This window comes from Giesbergeria giesbergeri, assembly GCF_054779375.1.
Genome location: NZ_BAAGYJ010000011.1, coordinates 81,120 through 98,368, shown reverse-complemented (window position 1 = coordinate 98,368; position 17,249 = coordinate 81,120). Strand labels below are relative to the sequence as shown.

The window sequence follows — 17,249 nt, the reverse complement described above, 5'->3', positions numbered from 1 at the left end:
CGATGTGTATGCCATCGCACTGGCTGAAACCGTTGGTCAGCTTTTGCAGGTCGTAGCCCGAGAGCCATTGGTGGCGCTCGCGGATGGCGCGGTGGCTGGTTTCGTTGCAAAAATTCCAGACCTGATTGACCTCACGCGCCATCAACACCAGCACTTTGGCGTGCTTGTCTTTGATGCGCAGACGCAGGGTTTTGGTGCAGTCCATGACGTAGATTATGGATTGCTCTCAACCCCGGACTGAACTCCGGGGCTTCCCGCGCACCGGGTGATGAATGTTTTGCAGTGCGGACGTGTTTTTTCTCTAGGGTGAGGACACGGGGCGCGCTAAAGTCTCCAGACCCCAGCGCATAGTGAGCCCACCGGGGTGCGCAGCCACAAGCACCATGCTTGTGGCTGGTGCGCTAGGGGTTTTCTGCCTTGAGGCGGGTGAAAATTTGAAGGAGATCAAACATGCAGCCTACGCAAGCCATCAAATCCATGCGCAACAAAATCATCCCTATTTTGCTTCTGGTTCCTGTGGCGATCTTCGGGTTCAACAGTTTTACGCGCATTAAAACGGGCGAGGTGGGAGTCAGGGTTAATTTTTCTAGAGAGGTGCAACCCGGAGAATTGCTGCCGGGTAGTTGGAATCAAAATCTGATTGGTACGATTTTGACATTTCCGGTGCGTGATATTACGATTTCACTCGACAATAAAACCCCTCTCACGGCAGATAACAGTGCTTTGGCAGATTTTGATATGTCGGTGGTTTATGAGATTAACCCCGGTTCGGTGGCAGAGCTTTATTCAAAAAAAGCCAAATCATTTCACCAAATTAGCGATGGTGATTGGTTGCTGATGTATAACTATGTGGGTACGCTGGTAAATAATGCAGCCTACAAAGCCATACGCCAATACAAAGCGTTAGAAGTGGCTGACAATCGATCTAAGTTGGAACAAGAAATACGCCAGCATGTGGCAGAACAGTTGGCTTCTGAAAAGTTAGAAAACGCTATTCATATTACTGTGGTGCAGATTCGTAATGTGCAGCCCAATGCTGATATTTTGCGATCGGCCACGGAGTATGTACGGGCTCAAAACGAATTGCGTGTCAAAGAGACAGAAGTAGAAATTGCAAAGAAGGAGTCTGAGCGCATGGCTGCGTTGGCTGTGAATAGTGCGCAAAGCATTGCTTATATGCAGGCACAGGCCCAATTGAAAATTGCCGAGGGTATCGCCGCAGGCAAAGTCAACACCATTGTGGTGCCGATGGATTTCCGTGGCATGGTCAATGTGGGGGCTAAAAATTAAGGGGATTGAGGGGCTGGCCCCACGCAGTTGTTCATTCTGCCAGTGGCGGGTGTAGCGGTTCTGGCATAAGAGCCACTTCATCGTGCGCGTTGGGCAGCACCAATCGGCCATCGCGCAAGGCTTGCAGGAGCAGGTGGGGGGTGGTGCAAATATGCGCTTCCAGTGCCAGCGCCGCTCGGGCTTCCTGCCCAGCCAAGGCGAGCTCGTAGATTTCGCGGTGTTCGGCATGAACATCGCGCAGCAAGCCCGGCAGGCCCATCGCGTAGCGTCGGTAGCGTTCGCTGTGGCGTGAGAGCAGGCGCAATACCTTTTGCGTCCAGGCCGATGGGCGGCCATTGAGCAGTGCTTCATGAAAACGCACATTCAGTGCCTCCCAGTGGGGGCGCTGCTCGGCGCGAATGGGGTAATCAACGGCACTCAGGGCGGCATAGCTGCTGTGCAAGGCTTGCCGCCAAGCCTCACCACCATAGCGCATGGACTGGCGCAAGCCCTCGGTTTCAATCAACACGCGCAGGCGTGTCAGTTCTTCCAAGTCTTCCATCGCAATGGGGGTGACGCGAAACCCGCGTTGCCCTTCGGCAGTGACCAAGGCATCGCTGACCAAGCGGGTGACGGCTTCGCGCAGCGTGCCTGCGCCCACGCCATACTGCTGGCGCAGGTGTTCGATGCGCAGTTTGCTGCCGGGGGGCAGTTGGCCCTCGATGATGGCTTGGCGCAGTCGGTTGTAGGTTTGCTCGGTCAGGGTGCGCGAAGGGTCGCTGCCATCGTCGGGCAGTTCGTGGGAGATATCGGGAAGGAAAAATGCACGTTTGGCCATCAGCACATCCAGAAGTATCAGGACGGGGCGCGTTCGTTCAGGCGCGACAGCCGGTAGCTCAGTTGGGGCCGTGTCAGGCCCAAGGTGCGTGCAGCGGCAGACAGGTTGCCCCCGGCGCGGGCCACGGCCTCGCGGATCAGGGTGTCTTCTAGCACTTCTAAAGACAGGCCGCTGTGCAGCAGGGTATCGTAAAGTTGGGCCGATTGGGCCGCTGGTGCTGCCACAGTGCGCTCCAAAGCGCCGCGTGCATTCACGGTGGCCCCGGCTTGCACGGTAATGTGTGGAAACAGCACGTCGGCATCTACGCTTTCGTCTGAGGGCGTGAGAATCACGCCGCGCTCGATCAGGTTTTCGAGCTCGCGTACATTGCCCGGCCAGCGGTGGGCGCGCATAGCCAGTAGCGCCCGGTCGGTAAAACCGGCCAAGCGTTTGCCGTGGCGCACCGCGTATTTTTGCAGCAGGTACAGGGCAATGAGTTCGATGTCGTCGCCCCGTTCACGCAACGATGGGATGCGAATCGGATAGACATTGAGCCGGTAGAGCAAGTCGCGCCGAAAGCGGCCTTCTTCTACCGCTTTTTCCAAATCCACATTGGTCGCGGCCACCACGCGCACATCCACGCGCCGGGCCTCATGGCCGCCCAGGCGTTCTATCTCGCCGGTTTGTAACACGCGCAGCAGTTTGGCTTGCACAGGCAGGGGTATTTCGCCCAGTTCGTCCAGCAGCAGCGTGCCGCCGTGGGCACGTTCAAAGCGGCCAATGCGCAAGGCCGAAGCGCCGGTGTAAGCGCCTTTTTCTGCACCAAACAGTTCGCTCTCTATCAGTTCGGCGGGCAAGGCGGCGCAGTTGACAGCCACAAACGGTTTATCGGCCCGTGCCCCCATCGCGTGCAACGCGCGCGCAAAGCGTTCTTTGCCCACGCCCGTCTCGCCCGTGAGCAGCACCGTCACATCGGTGGCGGCGGCTTTGCGCAGCAGGGCCACGGTTTGCTCAAAAGCGCGCGAACGCCCAATGATGCGCCCCAAGTCGTCGGCGGGTTGCTCTAGTTGTGTGCGCAGGTTGTGGACTTGGGATTGCAATTCGTCCAGTTGCAACAGCACTGAGTCGGGGTTGTAATCGCGCGCCATCACTTCGGCATCGGGCCACTCTTCGGCAAAACGGCCTTCGATGCGGCAATGCGGGTGGCCGCAGGCGGCGCATTGCACCTCTTTGAACAGCACCGAACGCTTAAAAAACGCGCTGGTATAGCCCGAAGCGTAGCCGAGCAGCATCCAACAGGTGGGTTCTTCTTGTGGGCCGAAGTCGCGCAATTGGGCCTCGACCTCCCAACTGTGTTCCCAACGGAATTGACCCAGAAAATGCCCACCGGCCTCGTCGATTTCAAAGGTTTCGGTGGTGACTTGCACCGCCCCTTCCAGCATGTGCAGTTGCAGGCCCACGGCAAACATCTCAAACACACTGGCACCGGTGCGCACTTGATGGGCCAACAGGGCATCGCGCTCGCCCGAGGCGTAACCAGCCCGCAACAGTAGGCGACGGGTTTGCGCTGGCCCCAAGGTGTTGATCAATTCGCGCCGTAGGGCGTGCAGCGCAGCGGCATGCACCAGCACCATGCGTTGGCCCGACAGCCAAATGCGGCCATCCCCCGCCGAAAAATGCACCAACCGACGCAGGTCGGCATCCGAGGGAAGAGCAAGGTTTTGGGGGGCGGGCATGGACAAACTATCGATAAATTGGCAACGAAGCAGAACCGGGTAAACCCTGAAAGAAATGCCAATTCATCAAATAAGCAACCGGAATAAGCTTATTTTCACCAAATCATCATACTGCAGCGCAACATTTTTCATGTGGTGAATAGGGGGCTCGCACCGCCCCCCAACCGTGCCAGAAAACTATCGATTTTTCTAAGGACAAACCCTCGTTTTATCGAGATTTTTTGGTTTTTGGCATGGCGTGGCATGGCTTCTGCAATAGCAAGAGCAGACAGCCCAACACCCCAAGGAGTCCGTACATGACCACCCCCGAGCCAGCCACCTCCGATGCCATCGCTTGCGATGTCTCGCGCCGGTTTGTGCGTGTGCTGCAAACCCGTAGCAACGGTTTGGTGGAGTTTGAGTTTTCTATCGGTTGGCCCGAATTGGCGGTTGAGCTGATGCTGCCCCGGCCGGCCTTTGAGGCTTTTTGCCGTGCCAACCAAGTGCATCGCTTGGACGATGGCGCGGCCACCCCGGTTTCCACCCCTGTTTGAGGAGACAAAGCAAGATGAACATCGACCTGCAAGCGCGAGAGATCAAGCCGCTGCGTAACACCTTTGCCCGCGTGGCCGCCTACACCGGCGACAACAAGCCAGCCTCGCGCTACCAAGAGGCGACGCTGGGGGTGCAACCCACGGCCAACTTCCACTACCGTCCTACGTGGGAGCCAGAGTTTGAGTTGTTTGACAAAGGCCGCACTGCGGTGCAAATGGCTGATTGGGATGCCCTGCGCGACCCGCGCCAGTATTACTACGCCAACTGGACGATGGCCCGCGCACGCCAGCAAGAGGCGATGGAATCGAACTACCAGTTTGTCGAATCGCGCAACCTGATCGCCAAAACGAGCGATGCCCTGCGGGCCAAAACGGTAGAAGTGCTGATGCCCCTGCGCCATGTGGCTTGGGGGGCCAACATGAACAACTGCACCATCTGCTCGCGGGGTTATGGCACGGCCTTTACTGCTCCGGCCATGTTCCAAGCCATGGATCAGTTGGGTGTGGCCCAGTACCTGACCCGCTTGGGGTTGGCGCTGGGCGAGCCCGGTGCGCTAGAGGCAGGCAAAAACGCCTGGCTGCAAGACCCACGCTGGCAAGTGCTGCGCCGCTTGGTCGAAGACACCTTGGTAATTAACGACCCGTTTGAGCTGTTTGTGGCACAAAACTTGGCCCTCGATGGCATGGTGTTCCCGCTGATTTACAGCCATTTTGTCGATGACCACTTGGCCGTGCAAGGTGGCACCGCCGTGGCCATGCTCACTGCCTTTATGCCCGAGTGGCATGCCGAAGCCAACCGTTGGGTGGATGCCGTGGTCAAGGTGGCTGCCGCCGAAAACGCCGACAACCAATCGCTGATCAGTGGCTGGTTCCAACGCTACGCCGACCAAGCCCAAGCCGCACTGGCCCCGGTGGCCGAGATGGCCTTGGGTGCTGCCGGGGCCGAGGCCTTGTTGGCTGTGCGCGAAACCCTCAATGCCCGTGCCCGCAAGGCTGGTCTGACTCTGTAAGAAAGTTTGCGATGACCGAAACCGTTTCTAAAGTCTTTATTGCCTTCCAAGACAACGAAGAGTCGCGCCCGATTGTCGATGCCATCTTGGCCGACAACCCCGAAGCCACCGCCGTGCATTCGCCCGGCTTGGTCAAGATCGATGCTCCCGGCCGCTTGGTGGTGCGCCGCGAGACCATTGAAGAGCAAACTGGCCAGCGTTTTGACCTGCAACAGATTCACGTCAATCTGGTGACGCTGTCGGGCCACATCAACGAAGACGACGATGAGCTGTCGCTGAGCTGGCTGCGCTAAAGCAGCTGCCATCCCCCTATTGCCGCACCCCCAGGAGACAACACCGTGGACGCACCCGTTACCAAAAAGAAACTCGGCCTGAAAGAACGCTATATCGCCATGACGCGCGATTTGGCTTGGGACACCAGCTACCAGCCGATGGACAAAGTGTTCCCCTTCGACAAGTACGAAGGCATCAAAATCCATGATTGGGACAAGTGGGAAGACCCCTTCCGCCTGACCATGGATGCCTACTGGAAGTACCAAGGCGAAAAAGAGAAAAAGCTCTATGCCGTGATTGAGGCTTTTGCCCAAAACAACGGCCAGTTGAGCATCTCGGATGCCCGCTATGTGAACGCGCTCAAGCTGTTCATTCAAGGCGTGGTGCCGCTGGAGTATTACGCGCACCGGGGCTTTGCCCATGTGGGCCGCCACTTTACCGGCGCAGGGGCCCGGGTGGCCTCGCAAATGCAGGCGGTGGACGAGCTGCGCCACTTCCAAACCGAAACCCATGCCCTGTCGCACTACAACAAGTACTTCAACGGCATGCACAAGTCGAACCACTGGTTTGACCGCGTCTGGTACCTGTCAGTGCCCAAGTCGTTCTTTGAAGATGCCCTGAGCGGCGGCCCGTTCGAGTTCCTCACCGCTGTGAGCTTCTCGTTTGAGTATGTGCTGACCAACCTGCTGTTTGTGCCCTTCATGAGCGGTGCAGCGCACAACGGCGATATGTCCACCGTGACTTTTGGTTTCTCGGCCCAGTCGGACGAATCGCGCCACATGACCTTGGGCATTGAGTGCATCAAGTTCATGCTGGAGCAAGACCCCGACAACGTGCCGATTGTGCAGCGTTGGATTGATAAATGGTTCTGGCGCGGCTACCGCGTGCTGACGCTGGTGGCGATGATGCAAGACTACATGCTGCCCAAGCGCGTGATGAGCTGGAAAGAAGCCTGGGAGATGTACGCCGAGCAAAACGGCGGCGCACTGTTCCGCGACTTGGCCCGCTATGGCATCCGTCCACCCAAGGGTTGGGAACAAGCCTGCGAAGGCAAAGACCATATCAGCCACCAAGCGTGGAACACCTTCTACAACTACTGCGCTGCCGCACCCTTCCACACTTGGATTCCCAAGGAAGAGGAAATGCAGTGGCTGTCGGAGAAGTACCCCGACACCTTCGACAAATACTACCGTCCCCGTCTGGAGCACCTGCGCGAGCAGCAAGAGCAAGGCAACCGCTTCTACAACAAGACGCTGCCCATGCTGTGTACCACTTGCCAAATCCCGATGGTGTTTACCGAGCCGGGCGACCCGACCAAGATTTGCTACCGCGAGACCGAGTACCAAGGCGACAAGTACCACTTCTGTAGCGATGGCTGTAAGGATGTGTTTGAGCACGAGCCAGAAAAGTACATCCAGTCGTGGCTGCCAGTACACCAAATCTACCAAGGCAACTGCTTCCCTGAAGGCACCGACCCGACTGCCGAAGGCTTTGACCCGCTGATGGCCGTGTTGCAGTGGTACCAACTGAATGTGGGCCGGGATAACTTCGATTTTGAAGGGTCGGAAGACCAGAAGAACTTTGCAGCGTGGCGCGGTGAAGAACTGCCCGGTGCAGCAGACCAAGGAGCCAAATAAATGAGCGTCGTTGCGGTTAAACCCTACAACTTTCCAGCCAAGGACGTGCGCGAGAACTTTCCTGCGCCCCTGCTCTATATCGGTTGGGAAGACCACCTGTTGATTTGTGCCCCCGTGGCCCTGCCCCTGCCGCCCGAGACCCCGTTTGGTGCGCTGGCCCAAGCGGTGCTGCCCGGTGTTTATGGCTACCACCCTGACTTTGCCAAGATCGACTGGACGCAAGTGCAGTGGTTCAAGTCGGGCCAGCCTTGGACACCCGACCCGGCCAAGTCCTTGCAAGAGAACGGACTGAAACACAAAGACGTGATTCGTTTCCGTACCCCCGGTCTGACCGGTATTGCAGGCACTTGCAGCTGACCTTTGACCCCTGAATGGCTGCCGGGCGCGTTGCTGCGCCCGGCAGCGGAGATACTGTTATGAGCTACCAACTCACCATCGAACCCTTGGGCACCACCATTGAGGTGGAAGAAGGCCAAACCTTGCTCGATGCCGCCCTGCGCCAAGGCATCTACATTCCCCATGCCTGTGGGCATGGCCTGTGTGGCACCTGCAAGGTGCAAGTGACCGATGGCGAGGTAGACCACGGTGCAGCCAACCCCTTTGCACTGATGGAGATGGAGCGCGATGATGGCAAAACGTTGGCCTGTTGCGCCACTTTGCAGTCCGATGCCACCATCGAGGCCGATATTGAAGATGAACCCGATGCCCAAGTGATTCCGGTGCGCGACTTTACCGCCACTGTGGCCCGGATTGAGCAGCTCACCCCCACCATCAAGGCACTGCATTTGCGCCTGAACCAGCCGATTCGCTTTCAGGCCGGGCAGTATGTGCAGGTGCAAATTCCGGGTGTGGAAGGCGGACGCGCCTTCTCGATTGCCAACGCCCCTGATGCGAATGGCCAAAGCAGCGAGATTGAACTCAATGTGCGCTTGGTGCCCGGCGGTGCGGGTACGACGTGGTTGCATCAATCGCTGCACGAAGGCGACAAGGTGCAAATCACCGGCCCCTATGGTCGCTTCTTTGTGCGCCAGTCGGCCCAATTGCCGATGGTGTTTATGGCTGGTGGCTCTGGCTTGTCCAGCCCGCGCTCCATGATTTTGGAATTGCTGGCCCAAGGCTGCACCCAACCCATCACGCTGGTGTATGGACAACGCTCGTTAGAAGAACTCTATTACGACGCAGAGTTTCGGGCGCTGGCGGCACAACACCCCCACTTTACCTATGTGCCCGTGCTGTCGGAAGTGCCCGAAGGCACAGAATGGCCCGGCGCACGCGGCTACGTACACGATGCCGCCAAAGCGCATTTCAATGGCAACTTCTCTGGGCTCAAAGCCTACCTGTGTGGCCCGCCGCCCATGATTGAAGCCTGCATTGGCACGCTGATGCAAGGGCGCTTGTTTGAGCGCGACATTTATACCGAGAAGTTCCTCTCGGCGGCGGATGCGCAAAAAACGCGCAGTCCGCTGTTTCGCAGCATCTAAACAGGCGATGTATCCATGACTGCGCCAGCTTCCCCCTTGCGTATCACGGTCGCGCAAACCGAAGACAGCTTTGACTGTTTTCCACACGAGAACCTGCTCACGGGCATGTTGCGCCTAGGGCGCAAGGGTATTCCGGTGGGTTGTGTCAATGGCGGCTGTGGTGTCTGCAAAGTCCGCATTCTGGAGGGGGCGGTGCGGCCACTGGGGCCGATCAGCCGCGCCCATGTCAGCCAAGCCGAAGAGGCCCAAGGCTACACCTTGGCCTGCCGTGTGGCCCCCCTAGAGCCGGTGCGCCTAGAAGTGACACCGCTACTGCGCAAGCCCTTTTTGCGCCGCGCACTGGGTGCGCCTGCGGCAGCAGCAGCCTGAGTGCCACCGTCTTGATTTCCCCACGATAGATAAGCAACGATTTCATCACTAACCACAAGGAGACATGCAATGGGTGTTCTACGAATTGGGCATATCAGTATTCGCGTCATGGACGTGGATGCCGCCGTCAAGCATTACGAAGAAGTGTTGGGCCTGAAAACCATGATGAAGGACAACGCGGGCAACGTCTATTTGAAGTGCTGGGACGAGTGGGACAAATACTCCCTGATCCTGACCCCGAGCGACCGCGCCGGTATCAACCATGTGGCCTTCAAAGTGCAAGACGATGCCGATCTGGACGCGTTGAAAACCCGCATTGAGGCTTGGGGCACTAAAACCCAATGGCTGGAAGAAGGTGCGTTGCCTTCTACCGGGCGCATGTTGCAGTTCAACCTGCCCAGCGGCCACGAGATGCGCCTGTATGCCATGAAAGAATACGTCGGCACGGATGTGGGTACGCTCAACCCCGACCCGTGGCCCGATGGCATCCGCGGTGCTGGCGCACACTGGCTAGACCACTGCCTGCTGATGTGTGAGATGAACCCCGAAGCGGGCATCAACAAGGTAGAAGAAAACACCCGTTTCATGAAGGAGTGCTTGGACTTCTTCCTGACCGAGCAAATTCTGGTCGGCCCCGAAGGCAATATGCAGGCAGCCACTTGGATGGCGCGCACCAGCACGCCGCACGACATCGCCTTTGTGGGTGGCCCGGTCAATGGCCTGCACCACATCGCCTTCTTCTTGGATTCTTGGCACGATGTGCTCAAGGCGGCGGATGTGATGGCGAAGAAGAAAGTGAAAATTGACGTGGCCCCAACCCGCCACGGCATTACACGCGGCGAGACCATCTACTTCTTTGACCCCAGCGGCAACCGCAACGAAACCTTTGCCGGTTTGGGCTACTTGGCCCAGCCCGACCGCCCCGTGACAACGTGGAGCGAAGACCGCCTTGGGAGCGGGATTTTTTACCACACGGGCGAGTTGGTGGCTTCGTTCACCGACGTCTACACCTGAGCTCTACCGTTCCCCTGCACTTGCCTTGGTGGGGGACGTTTCCTGCGATGCGGGTCGTCCCCCGCATGACTGCTCCAAAGAAAGACAAAGAATGAAGAAGAATGCAATTGCCAGCGCCGCGCTGGTGCTGTTGGCTGGTTTATCGTCTTTGGCCGCACAGGCTGAAGGCCACTATGTGCCTGGCGTGGAAGGCACCCAAGCAGCCAGCGTGCCGCCCCCCGGTTTTTATTATTTGGGCTATCTGGTCAACTACAACATCAATAGCTTTCGCGCTCCTGGCAGCAGCGACAACCTGCCGGGCCACAACGGTGGCACCGTCACGGCGCTGGCCAACCGCTTTGTCTGGATGACCGGCCATAAAGTGCTGGGGGCCGACTATGGCGTAGAAGCCATCGTGCCACTGATGCGCACCTCCCTGACCATCAACGCCGCTGGCATCTCCGACAGCCGTTCGGGTGTGGGTGATATTTATGTGGGGCCGTTGGTGTTGGGCTGGCATGGTGCGCAATGGGATGCCGTGGCCGCTGCTGGGGTTTGGATGGATTCGGCCAGCACAACCTTCCCAGCCTCTCCGGGCAAAGGCTTCAAGAGCACCATGCTCACAGGTGGCCTGACCTACTATTTTGATGCTGCCAAGACGATTTCTGGTGCTGCACTGATGCGTTTTGAGCGCAATGGCAAGAACGATGCGGGCTTCCGCAACGGCAATCAGGTGACGGTGGAGTGGGCACTGGCCAAGGCTTTTGGCCCCATGCAAGCCGGTCTGGTGGGCTATAGCCAGTGGCAAACCAGCAATGACAGTGGCGTGGGGGCCAGCCTGAATAAGTCTTCGCGCCATGCCTTGGGGGGAGAACTGGTATACCCCGTGGCACCGGGGCTGGCGCTCAAAGGGGCCGTGTACAAAGAGTTGAGTGCTGAAGCAGGCAGCACTCCTTTGCCCAAGGGTTCTTTGGTACGTCTGAGCTTGGTCAAGGCGTTCTGAGGCCCATCGGGCGGCGGAATGTGTTCACAGAGTGCACATTCCGCCACTTGGTGTTGGTGTGTGTGTGTGCTTCGTGGATGATGGGCGTGATATGAGCTTACCCGACCTGACTTCTCCCCTTCCCCGCAATGCTTTCAAGCATGCCATTGCGGCAGGTCAGCAGCAGATTGGTCTTTGGCTGGCTACGGCAGACGGTTATTTGGCTGAAATGCTGGCGGGTACCGGCTTTGATTGGCTGCTGATCGATGGCGAACATGCTCCCAATGACCTGCGGGCCGTGCTGGCGCAGTTGCAGGCTATTGCCAGTGCCGCTAGCACGTTACCGGTGGGGGTGGCTTTGCCACACCCGGTGGTGCGTTTGCCCTCGGGCGATCCGGTATTGGTCAAGCAATTCATGGAGTTGGGTGCGCAAACCTTGCTCGTACCAATGGTCGATACGCCCGAGCAAGCCCTGACGCTGGCCCGTGCTATGCGTTACCCGCCCAGCGGTACAAGGGGCATGGGCAGTGGTTTGGCCCGCTCCTCGCGCTGGAACCGTTACCGCGATTACATCCACGAGGCCAACGACCAAGCCTGCTTGCTGGTGCAGGTAGAAACCGTAGAGGGCTTGGGCCATATCGATGCCATTGCGGCCACGCCGGGTGTGGATGGTGTGTTTATCGGCCCGGTGGATTTGTCTACCTCTATGGGTTATCCCGGCCAAGTAGACCACCCCGAAGTGGTGGCCGCCATTGCACATGGTATTGCCCGTGTTCGGCATGCAGGCAAGGCCGCTGGCATTTTGTCCACCCAAGAAGACCAGGCCCAACATTGGCTCGATGCGGGGGCGCTGTTTGTGGCAGTGGGGGTTGATATCAATTTGTTGGCGCTGGCCGCACAGTCTTTGGCAGCGCGTTTTCGGCAGGGCATGGCGGCACCGCGGCCCTCCAGCGGCGGTTACTGAGCCGCGATGGAGTGGGGTGCTGTTCGGACGCTGCTGCCGTGGTGCTCATTCGGGTGCCATGTGGGCATGGTGGCCCGCATCGGTGCCGCTGGGCAGGGTGATTTGGCCGCTGCGCAGTGCCTGAGCCAACAAGTCGGGCGTGGCTCTGATATGGGCTTCCAGCGCCAAGGCGGCACGGGCTTCGTGCCCGGCCATCGCCGACTCAAAAATAGCCGTGTGCTCGCTGTGCACATCGCGCGCAGCACCGGGCAGGCCCATCGTATAGCGGCGGTAGCGTTCGCTGTGGCGCGACAGCAAGCGCAACACCTTTTGCGTCCACGGCGATTGCTGGCCCGACAGCAGTGCCTCATGAAAACGCATGTTCAGGGCTTCCCACTGGGGCCGGTGTTCACGCCGAATGGGCTGCTCCAGGGCCGACATGGCTTCATAACTGTGGCGCAGCGCCTCGCGCCATGCAGCACCACCGTGGCGAATCGATTGGCGCAGCGCCTCCAGCTCAATGTGCAGGCGCAGCCGGGTAATGTCTTCCAGCTCCTCCAGCGTGATGGGCGTGACGCGAAAGCCTCGCTGGCCCTCGGCCGTGACCAGCGCATCGCTCACCAGTCGGGTAATGGCTTCGCGCAGCGTGCCCGCACCCACGCCGTAATGCAGCTTCAGGTGCTCGACGCGCAATTTGTCGCCGGGCAGGTGCCGCCCTTCAATGATGTCATTGCGCAACTGGGCATAGGCACGCTCGATCAAGGTGCGCGACGCACCGGCATCGCTATCGGTAGCGACAGGGCTATCCATCTCTAAGGATGATTTCATGATAATTCTCGATATTTTTGCTGTGAACATACCCCAAAAGAAAGAAAGTCATACCTTGCAAGATGGTACAGACAAGCAAAGCCTCTCTCATTGATGATTTTTAGGGGTATTTCTGGGTTGGTGCAGGGTCATATTATGAAAAATGGCATGAAATTCTTGCTGTTGCCATACTAGGTGTTTTCCCTTAAATCTCGAGATTTTTTCTCCATCCACGCCAGAATCTGGCATATTTCAGGCCTTACCGCTGCATCTTGCATCAAAACCTGTACCCGAAAGCCTGCGCTCATGGCCAGTTACACCATCACCATCGAAGAAACCGGGCAAAGCTACCGCTGCTCCGACGAGTTGTCGTTGCTGGTCGGCATGGAAGCCTTGGGTAAGAAGGGGATTCCGGTGGGCTGCCGCAATGGGGGCTGTGGGGTCTGCAAGGTGCAAATCGTTCAGGGGCAGTATGTGTCGCGTGTCATGAGCCGTGACCATGTGAGCGCCGAAGACGAAGCGCAGGGCCGGGTGTTGTCGTGCCGGGTGCGCCCGGCCAGTGACATCACCTTGCGCGTGCTTGGAACCATGAAAAAGAACGTCTGCCGTCTGGTTGGGGCCGCAGACGCCTCTGTTGTTCCCTCAACCTGAAAAATCTGGAGAAACCCCATGGCAATCACTGGTGTTTTGCGCCCTGGTCACGCTGTTTTGCGTGTGTTGGACTTGGACGAATCGGTTCACTTTTATACCGAAGTGTTGGGTCTGAAAGAAACGGGCCGCGACAAATCGGGCCGTGTCTATTTCAAGTGCTGGGACGAGCGCGACCACAACAGCTTTGTCATTCGTAAGGCCGACCGTGCCGGTATGGACTGCTTTGGCTTCAAGGTGCAAAACGCCGCCGTGCTCAACACCTTGGAAGGCCGTCTGCGTGAGTATGGTGTCGTGACCGAGCGTGTGCTTGCCGGTGAAATGCTGGAAACGGGCGAGCGCGTGCGCTTCCACCTGCCCACCGGCCACCTGATTGAACTGTATGCCGAGAAAACCTCGGTGGGCAATGGCTTGGGCGATATGAACCCCGAAGCCTGGCTGCCCGACCAAAAAGGTATTTCGCCCATCCGCATGGACCACGCCCTGATTTACGGTGGCGATATCGATGGCAACCGCAAGCTGTTTGAAGAGGTGCTGGACTTCACCTTGGTCGAGCGCGTCAAACTCGAAGACGGCGTGACCGATTTGGCCACTTGGCTGACCTGCTCCAACAAGGCGCACGACATTGCCATGGTGCGCCACTCTGAAGACAACAAACTGCACCATGTTTCCTTCTTGCTGGAAACATGGGAGCAAGTGCTGCGCGCCGCTGACATCATGTCGATGAACCGGGTCTCGATTGACATTGGCCCGACCCGCCACGGCATTACCCGCGGCACCACGATTTACTTCTTTGACCCCTCGGGCAACCGCTTGGAAACCTTCAGCGGTGGCTACCAGTGGTATCCCGACCACACCCCCATCACTTGGACATGGGACCAAGTGGGTCGTGGCATTTTCTACCATGACCGCAAACTGAACGAAGCCTTCTTGAGCGTATTGACCTGAGATGAGCAGCATGGCACCCGAACTTGTTGTCAGCGTGGTGCAGCACAACCTGTCTTGGCAAGCAGCGCACGCTGCTGCCGGGGCAGCCGCCGAGGCGGCTGCCGAAATGGGGGTGCTGGTCAACATCGCGGTAGTCGATTGCAGCGGCTTGCCCGCTGCTTTTGTGCGTCTGCCCGGCGCACCTTTGCACTCCATTGATATTGCCAAAGACAAGGCTTACACCGCCGTGGGTTTTGGTCTGCCCACCAGCCGCTGGCATAAGGCGCTGGAGTCGCACTCCGAGGCGGTGCGCCAAGGCATCCCACTGCGTCCGCGCTTTGTGGGTTTTGGCGGCGGTTTGCCCATTGTCATCAACGGCCACCGGGTCGGTGGCATTGGTGTCTCGGGCGGCAGTGAGGAAGAAGACGAAATGATTGCCCGGGCCGGTTTGCGCGCGCTGGGCTTGGCGTAATTGGCCATCAAGACAAAAGGATTTTCTATGAAACAGGTACTGAACTTCATCAATGGCCAGCACGAGGCCAGCGACAAAACTTTTCCTAAGCACTCGCCGTTGAACAACACGGTGATTGCCGATGTGCATGAAGCCAGCCGCACCCAAGTGGACGCTGCGGTGGCTGCTGCCCGTGCTGCTTTGGATGGCCCTTGGGGCAAGATGAGCGTGGCCGAGCGTGTTGAGCGCCTGTACGCTGTGGCCGATGGCATCAACAAGCGGTTTGACGAGTTTTTGGCCGCTGAGTGCGCCGACACCGGCAAGCCCCGCAGCTTGGCCAGCCATATCGACATCCCCCGTGGTGCGGCCAACTTCAAGGTCTTTGCCGATGTGGTGAAGAATGTGGCCACCGAATTTTTCGAGACCGCCACCCCCGATGGCAAGAGCGCCATCAACTACGGCTACCGCACCCCGGTGGGCGTGGTGGGCGTGATTTGCCCTTGGAACCTGCCGTTGCTGCTCATGACTTGGAAGGTCGGCCCGGCGCTGGCTTGTGGCAACACCGTGGTGGTCAAGCCCTCGGAAGAAACCCCCCAAACCGCCGCCCTGCTGGGCGAGGTGATGAACGAAGCGGGTATTCCTCCCGGTGTCTATAACGTGGTGCATGGCTTTGGCCCCGATTCGGCGGGTGAGTTTGTCACCACCCACCCCGGCGTGGATGCCATCACCTTCACTGGTGAAACCCGCACCGGCGAAATCATCATGAAGGCCGCGGCCAAGGGTTCGCGCCCCGTGAGCTTGGAAATGGGTGGCAAGAACGCCGCCATCATTTTTGAAGATGCCGACTTTGACGCTGCTATCGAAGGCACGCTGCGTTCGGCTTTTGTCAACAGCGGCCAAGTGTGCTTGGGCACCGAGCGTGTCTATGTGCAGCGCCCGATTTTTGACAAATTCGTGGCCGAGCTGAAAAAGCAAGTTGAAGGCTGGAAGATTGGTCTGCCCGAAGAGGCCGATACCAAACTCGGCCCCGTCATCAGCAAAGAACACCAAGCCAAGGTGCTGTCGTACTACAAGCTGGCGGTAGAAGAAGGCGCAACCGTGGTCACTGGCGGTGGCGTGCCCAATATGGGCGCTGGCTTTTCGGATGGCGCTTGGGTGCAACCCACCATCTGGACGGGCCTGCCCGAAACCGCCCGCGTGATCAAAGAAGAAATCTTTGGCCCCTGCTGCCACATTGCCCCCTTCGACACCGAAGAGGAAGTGCTGGCCAAAGCCAACGACAACGTCTATGGCTTGGCCACGGCCATCTGGACACGCGATGTCTCGCGCGCCCACCGCGTGGCGCAAAAGATGAAGGTCGGCCTGTCGTGGGTCAATAGCTGGTTCCTGCGCGACCTGCGTACCCCCTTTGGTGGTGCCAAGCAATCCGGCATTGGCCGTGAAGGCGGTGTGCATTCGCTGGAGTTCTACACCGAACTCAAGAACGTCTGTATCAAACTCTAAGGAGCAAGGCCATGAGCAACCCGGAAATTGCCGGTTCTGTCATGGCCGCTGGCATCCGCACCAATGTGCACGATGTTGGCAGCGGCCATCCCGTTTTACTCATCCACGGCTCTGGCCCCGGCGTTTCCGCCTGGGCCAATTGGCGTTTGGTGATGCCCGAATTGGCGCAGCAAGCCCGCGTGATCGCCCCCGACATGGTGGGCTTTGGTTTTACCGAGCGCCCTGAAGGCCAGCCCTACAACATGGATGCCTGGGTTGCGCAGGCGGTGGGGGTATTGGATGCGCTGGGCATAGCAAAAACCGACTTGGTGGGCAACTCCTTTGGTGGTGCGCTGGCGCTGGCCTTGACCATTCGCCACCCCGAGCGCGTGCGCCGTTTGGTGCTCATGGGCAGCGTGGGTGTGCCCTTCCCCATCACCAAGGGGCTGGACGATGTCTGGGGCTATACCCCCTCGTTTGAGAACATGCGCCGCATCATGGACGTGTTTGCCTACGACCGCAATTTGGTCAATGACGAGCTGGCCCGCCTGCGCTATGAGGCCAGCATCCGCCCCGGCTTTCAAGAATCGTTCTCGGCCATGTTCCCGGCCCCGCGCCAGCGTTGGGTCGATGCCATGTGCAGCGCCGAGGCCGACATCCGCGCCTTGCCGCACCAAGTGCTGATTGTGCATGGCCGCGATGACCAAGTGATTCCGCTGTCCACTTCGCTGACGCTGTCGCAGTGGATTCCCCGCTCGCAACTGCATGTTTTTGGCCAGTGCGGCCACTGGACACAAATCGAGCATTCGGCTCGTTTTGCCCGTCTGGTGCGCGACTTCTTGGCCGAGGCCAGCCCTGCCGAGCCCACCCCCCTGAACCCCTGAGGACTGT

General features: G+C 58.7%; 19 protein-coding genes and 1 pseudogene. 16 read left to right on the top strand and 4 right to left on the bottom strand.

The window, feature by feature from the left end; all coding sequences use genetic code 11:
• Nucleotides 1–205 (bottom strand): annotated as a pseudogene (locus ACYVB2_RS14300) (RNA-guided endonuclease InsQ/TnpB family protein); the annotation flags it as partial.
• 245 nt (nucleotides 206–450) lie between these two features.
• Between ACYVB2_RS14300 and ACYVB2_RS14295 the strand changes: the two are divergent.
• On the top strand, nucleotides 451–1,290 hold the full coding sequence (locus tag ACYVB2_RS14295) for an SPFH domain-containing protein (protein WP_382434381.1): 840 nt from the start codon (nucleotides 451–453) through the stop codon (nucleotides 1,288–1,290).
• A 31-nt stretch (nucleotides 1,291–1,321) separates the two neighbouring features.
• On the opposite strand, the gene ACYVB2_RS14290 is transcribed toward ACYVB2_RS14295, so the two are convergent.
• Complete coding sequence (locus ACYVB2_RS14290) at nucleotides 1,322–2,107, bottom strand: GntR family transcriptional regulator (protein WP_382434378.1); 786 nt, start codon at nucleotides 2,105–2,107, stop codon at nucleotides 1,322–1,324.
• Between the two features lie 17 nt (nucleotides 2,108–2,124).
• Nucleotides 2,125–3,822 (bottom strand): sigma 54-interacting transcriptional regulator, encoded by a 1,698-nt coding sequence (locus ACYVB2_RS14285; RefSeq protein ID WP_460537074.1) that lies wholly within the window; start codon nucleotides 3,820–3,822, stop codon nucleotides 2,125–2,127.
• Between the two features lie 296 nt (nucleotides 3,823–4,118).
• Here ACYVB2_RS14285 and ACYVB2_RS14280 point away from each other — a divergent pair, with 296 nt between their 5' ends.
• From ACYVB2_RS14280 to ACYVB2_RS14235, 10 genes are all read left to right on the top strand, one after another.
• On the top strand, nucleotides 4,119–4,355 hold the full coding sequence (locus ACYVB2_RS14280) for a phenol hydroxylase subunit (RefSeq protein ID WP_382434374.1): 237 nt from the start codon (nucleotides 4,119–4,121) through the stop codon (nucleotides 4,353–4,355).
• Nucleotides 4,356–4,369: 14 nt separating this feature from the next.
• Nucleotides 4,370–5,365, top strand: coding sequence for a ferritin family protein (locus ACYVB2_RS14275; protein WP_382434372.1), 996 nt, complete (start codon nucleotides 4,370–4,372; stop codon nucleotides 5,363–5,365).
• Between the two features lie 11 nt (nucleotides 5,366–5,376).
• Entirely contained in the window at nucleotides 5,377–5,658 is a 282-nt protein-coding gene (locus tag ACYVB2_RS14270) for an MmoB/DmpM family protein (RefSeq protein ID WP_382434370.1), read from the top strand.
• 45 nt (nucleotides 5,659–5,703) lie between these two features.
• Nucleotides 5,704–7,275, top strand: coding sequence for an aromatic/alkene/methane monooxygenase hydroxylase/oxygenase subunit alpha (locus tag ACYVB2_RS14265; protein ID WP_382434368.1), 1,572 nt, complete (start codon nucleotides 5,704–5,706; stop codon nucleotides 7,273–7,275).
• Nucleotides 7,276–7,632, top strand: coding sequence for a phenol hydroxylase subunit P4 (locus ACYVB2_RS14260; protein ID WP_382434366.1), 357 nt, complete (start codon nucleotides 7,276–7,278; stop codon nucleotides 7,630–7,632). It abuts the gene before it with no gap.
• Nucleotides 7,633–7,691: 59 nt separating this feature from the next.
• Entirely contained in the window at nucleotides 7,692–8,756 is a 1,065-nt protein-coding gene (locus tag ACYVB2_RS14255; RefSeq protein ID WP_382434364.1) for an NADH:ubiquinone reductase (Na(+)-transporting) subunit F, read from the top strand.
• Nucleotides 8,757–8,771: 15 nt separating this feature from the next.
• Nucleotides 8,772–9,125 carry a 2Fe-2S iron-sulfur cluster binding domain-containing protein gene (locus tag ACYVB2_RS14250; RefSeq protein WP_382434362.1) on the top strand — a complete coding sequence of 118 codons (354 nt, stop codon included), beginning with the start codon at nucleotides 8,772–8,774 and terminating at the stop codon, nucleotides 9,123–9,125.
• A 69-nt stretch (nucleotides 9,126–9,194) separates the two neighbouring features.
• A complete protein-coding gene (locus ACYVB2_RS14245) occupies nucleotides 9,195–10,139 on the top strand; it encodes a catechol 2,3-dioxygenase (protein WP_382434359.1) in 945 nt (314 codons plus the stop codon).
• A gap of 91 nt (nucleotides 10,140–10,230) precedes the next feature.
• Nucleotides 10,231–11,121, top strand: a complete 891-nt coding sequence (locus ACYVB2_RS14240) for a SphA family protein (RefSeq protein ID WP_382434357.1) — start codon at nucleotides 10,231–10,233, stop codon at nucleotides 11,119–11,121.
• A 91-nt stretch (nucleotides 11,122–11,212) separates the two neighbouring features.
• Nucleotides 11,213–12,064, top strand: coding sequence for an HpcH/HpaI aldolase family protein (locus ACYVB2_RS14235; protein ID WP_382434356.1), 852 nt, complete (start codon nucleotides 11,213–11,215; stop codon nucleotides 12,062–12,064).
• A gap of 45 nt (nucleotides 12,065–12,109) precedes the next feature.
• Here ACYVB2_RS14235 and ACYVB2_RS14230 read toward each other — a convergent pair whose 3' ends face one another.
• Entirely contained in the window at nucleotides 12,110–12,871 is a 762-nt protein-coding gene (locus ACYVB2_RS14230; RefSeq protein WP_382434354.1) for a GntR family transcriptional regulator, read from the bottom strand.
• A gap of 285 nt (nucleotides 12,872–13,156) precedes the next feature.
• Here ACYVB2_RS14230 and ACYVB2_RS14225 point away from each other — a divergent pair, with 285 nt between their 5' ends.
• From ACYVB2_RS14225 to ACYVB2_RS14205, 5 genes are read left to right on the top strand one after another with little or no spacing between them, the layout of a single operon-like run.
• Nucleotides 13,157–13,501: a 2Fe-2S iron-sulfur cluster binding domain-containing protein gene (locus ACYVB2_RS14225; protein WP_382434352.1), complete on the top strand. Its 345-nt coding sequence runs from the start codon at nucleotides 13,157–13,159 to the stop codon at nucleotides 13,499–13,501.
• An 18-nt stretch (nucleotides 13,502–13,519) separates the two neighbouring features.
• Complete coding sequence (locus tag ACYVB2_RS14220) at nucleotides 13,520–14,446, top strand: catechol 2,3-dioxygenase (RefSeq protein WP_382434350.1); 927 nt, start codon at nucleotides 13,520–13,522, stop codon at nucleotides 14,444–14,446.
• A 10-nt stretch (nucleotides 14,447–14,456) separates the two neighbouring features.
• Nucleotides 14,457–14,897, top strand: coding sequence for a GlcG/HbpS family heme-binding protein (locus ACYVB2_RS14215; protein WP_382434348.1), 441 nt, complete (start codon nucleotides 14,457–14,459; stop codon nucleotides 14,895–14,897).
• A gap of 27 nt (nucleotides 14,898–14,924) precedes the next feature.
• The gene (locus tag ACYVB2_RS14210; protein ID WP_382434346.1) at nucleotides 14,925–16,379 is read left to right on the top strand and encodes a 2-hydroxymuconic semialdehyde dehydrogenase; all 1,455 of its coding nucleotides are present in this window, start codon (nucleotides 14,925–14,927) and stop codon (nucleotides 16,377–16,379) included.
• A gap of 11 nt (nucleotides 16,380–16,390) precedes the next feature.
• On the top strand, nucleotides 16,391–17,242 hold the full coding sequence (locus ACYVB2_RS14205) for an alpha/beta fold hydrolase (protein WP_382434344.1): 852 nt from the start codon (nucleotides 16,391–16,393) through the stop codon (nucleotides 17,240–17,242).
• Nucleotides 17,243–17,249: the final 7 nt, after the last annotated feature.

Coding starts and splice junctions, on each gene's coding strand:
- ACYVB2_RS14205 (WP_382434344.1), top strand. CDS start 16,391: ATGAGCAACCCGGAAATTGCCGGTTCTGTCATGGCCGCTGGCATCCGC.
- ACYVB2_RS14215 (WP_382434348.1), top strand. CDS start 14,457: ATGGCACCCGAACTTGTTGTCAGCGTGGTGCAGCACAACCTGTCTTGG.
- ACYVB2_RS14280 (WP_382434374.1), top strand. CDS start 4,119: ATGACCACCCCCGAGCCAGCCACCTCCGATGCCATCGCTTGCGATGTC.
- ACYVB2_RS14255 (WP_382434364.1), top strand. CDS start 7,692: ATGAGCTACCAACTCACCATCGAACCCTTGGGCACCACCATTGAGGTG.
- ACYVB2_RS14270 (WP_382434370.1), top strand. CDS start 5,377: ATGACCGAAACCGTTTCTAAAGTCTTTATTGCCTTCCAAGACAACGAA.
- ACYVB2_RS14230 (WP_382434354.1), bottom strand. CDS start 12,871: ATGAAATCATCCTTAGAGATGGATAGCCCTGTCGCTACCGATAGCGAT.
- ACYVB2_RS14290 (WP_382434378.1), bottom strand. CDS start 2,107: ATGGCCAAACGTGCATTTTTCCTTCCCGATATCTCCCACGAACTGCCC.
- ACYVB2_RS14295 (WP_382434381.1), top strand. CDS start 451: ATGCAGCCTACGCAAGCCATCAAATCCATGCGCAACAAAATCATCCCT.
- ACYVB2_RS14285 (WP_460537074.1), bottom strand. CDS start 3,822: ATGCCCGCCCCCCAAAACCTTGCTCTTCCCTCGGATGCCGACCTGCGT.
- ACYVB2_RS14260 (WP_382434366.1), top strand. CDS start 7,276: ATGAGCGTCGTTGCGGTTAAACCCTACAACTTTCCAGCCAAGGACGTG.
- ACYVB2_RS14225 (WP_382434352.1), top strand. CDS start 13,157: ATGGCCAGTTACACCATCACCATCGAAGAAACCGGGCAAAGCTACCGC.
- ACYVB2_RS14250 (WP_382434362.1), top strand. CDS start 8,772: ATGACTGCGCCAGCTTCCCCCTTGCGTATCACGGTCGCGCAAACCGAA.
- ACYVB2_RS14240 (WP_382434357.1), top strand. CDS start 10,231: ATGAAGAAGAATGCAATTGCCAGCGCCGCGCTGGTGCTGTTGGCTGGT.
- ACYVB2_RS14245 (WP_382434359.1), top strand. CDS start 9,195: ATGGGTGTTCTACGAATTGGGCATATCAGTATTCGCGTCATGGACGTG.
- ACYVB2_RS14235 (WP_382434356.1), top strand. CDS start 11,213: ATGAGCTTACCCGACCTGACTTCTCCCCTTCCCCGCAATGCTTTCAAG.
- ACYVB2_RS14275 (WP_382434372.1), top strand. CDS start 4,370: ATGAACATCGACCTGCAAGCGCGAGAGATCAAGCCGCTGCGTAACACC.
- ACYVB2_RS14220 (WP_382434350.1), top strand. CDS start 13,520: ATGGCAATCACTGGTGTTTTGCGCCCTGGTCACGCTGTTTTGCGTGTG.
- ACYVB2_RS14210 (WP_382434346.1), top strand. CDS start 14,925: ATGAAACAGGTACTGAACTTCATCAATGGCCAGCACGAGGCCAGCGAC.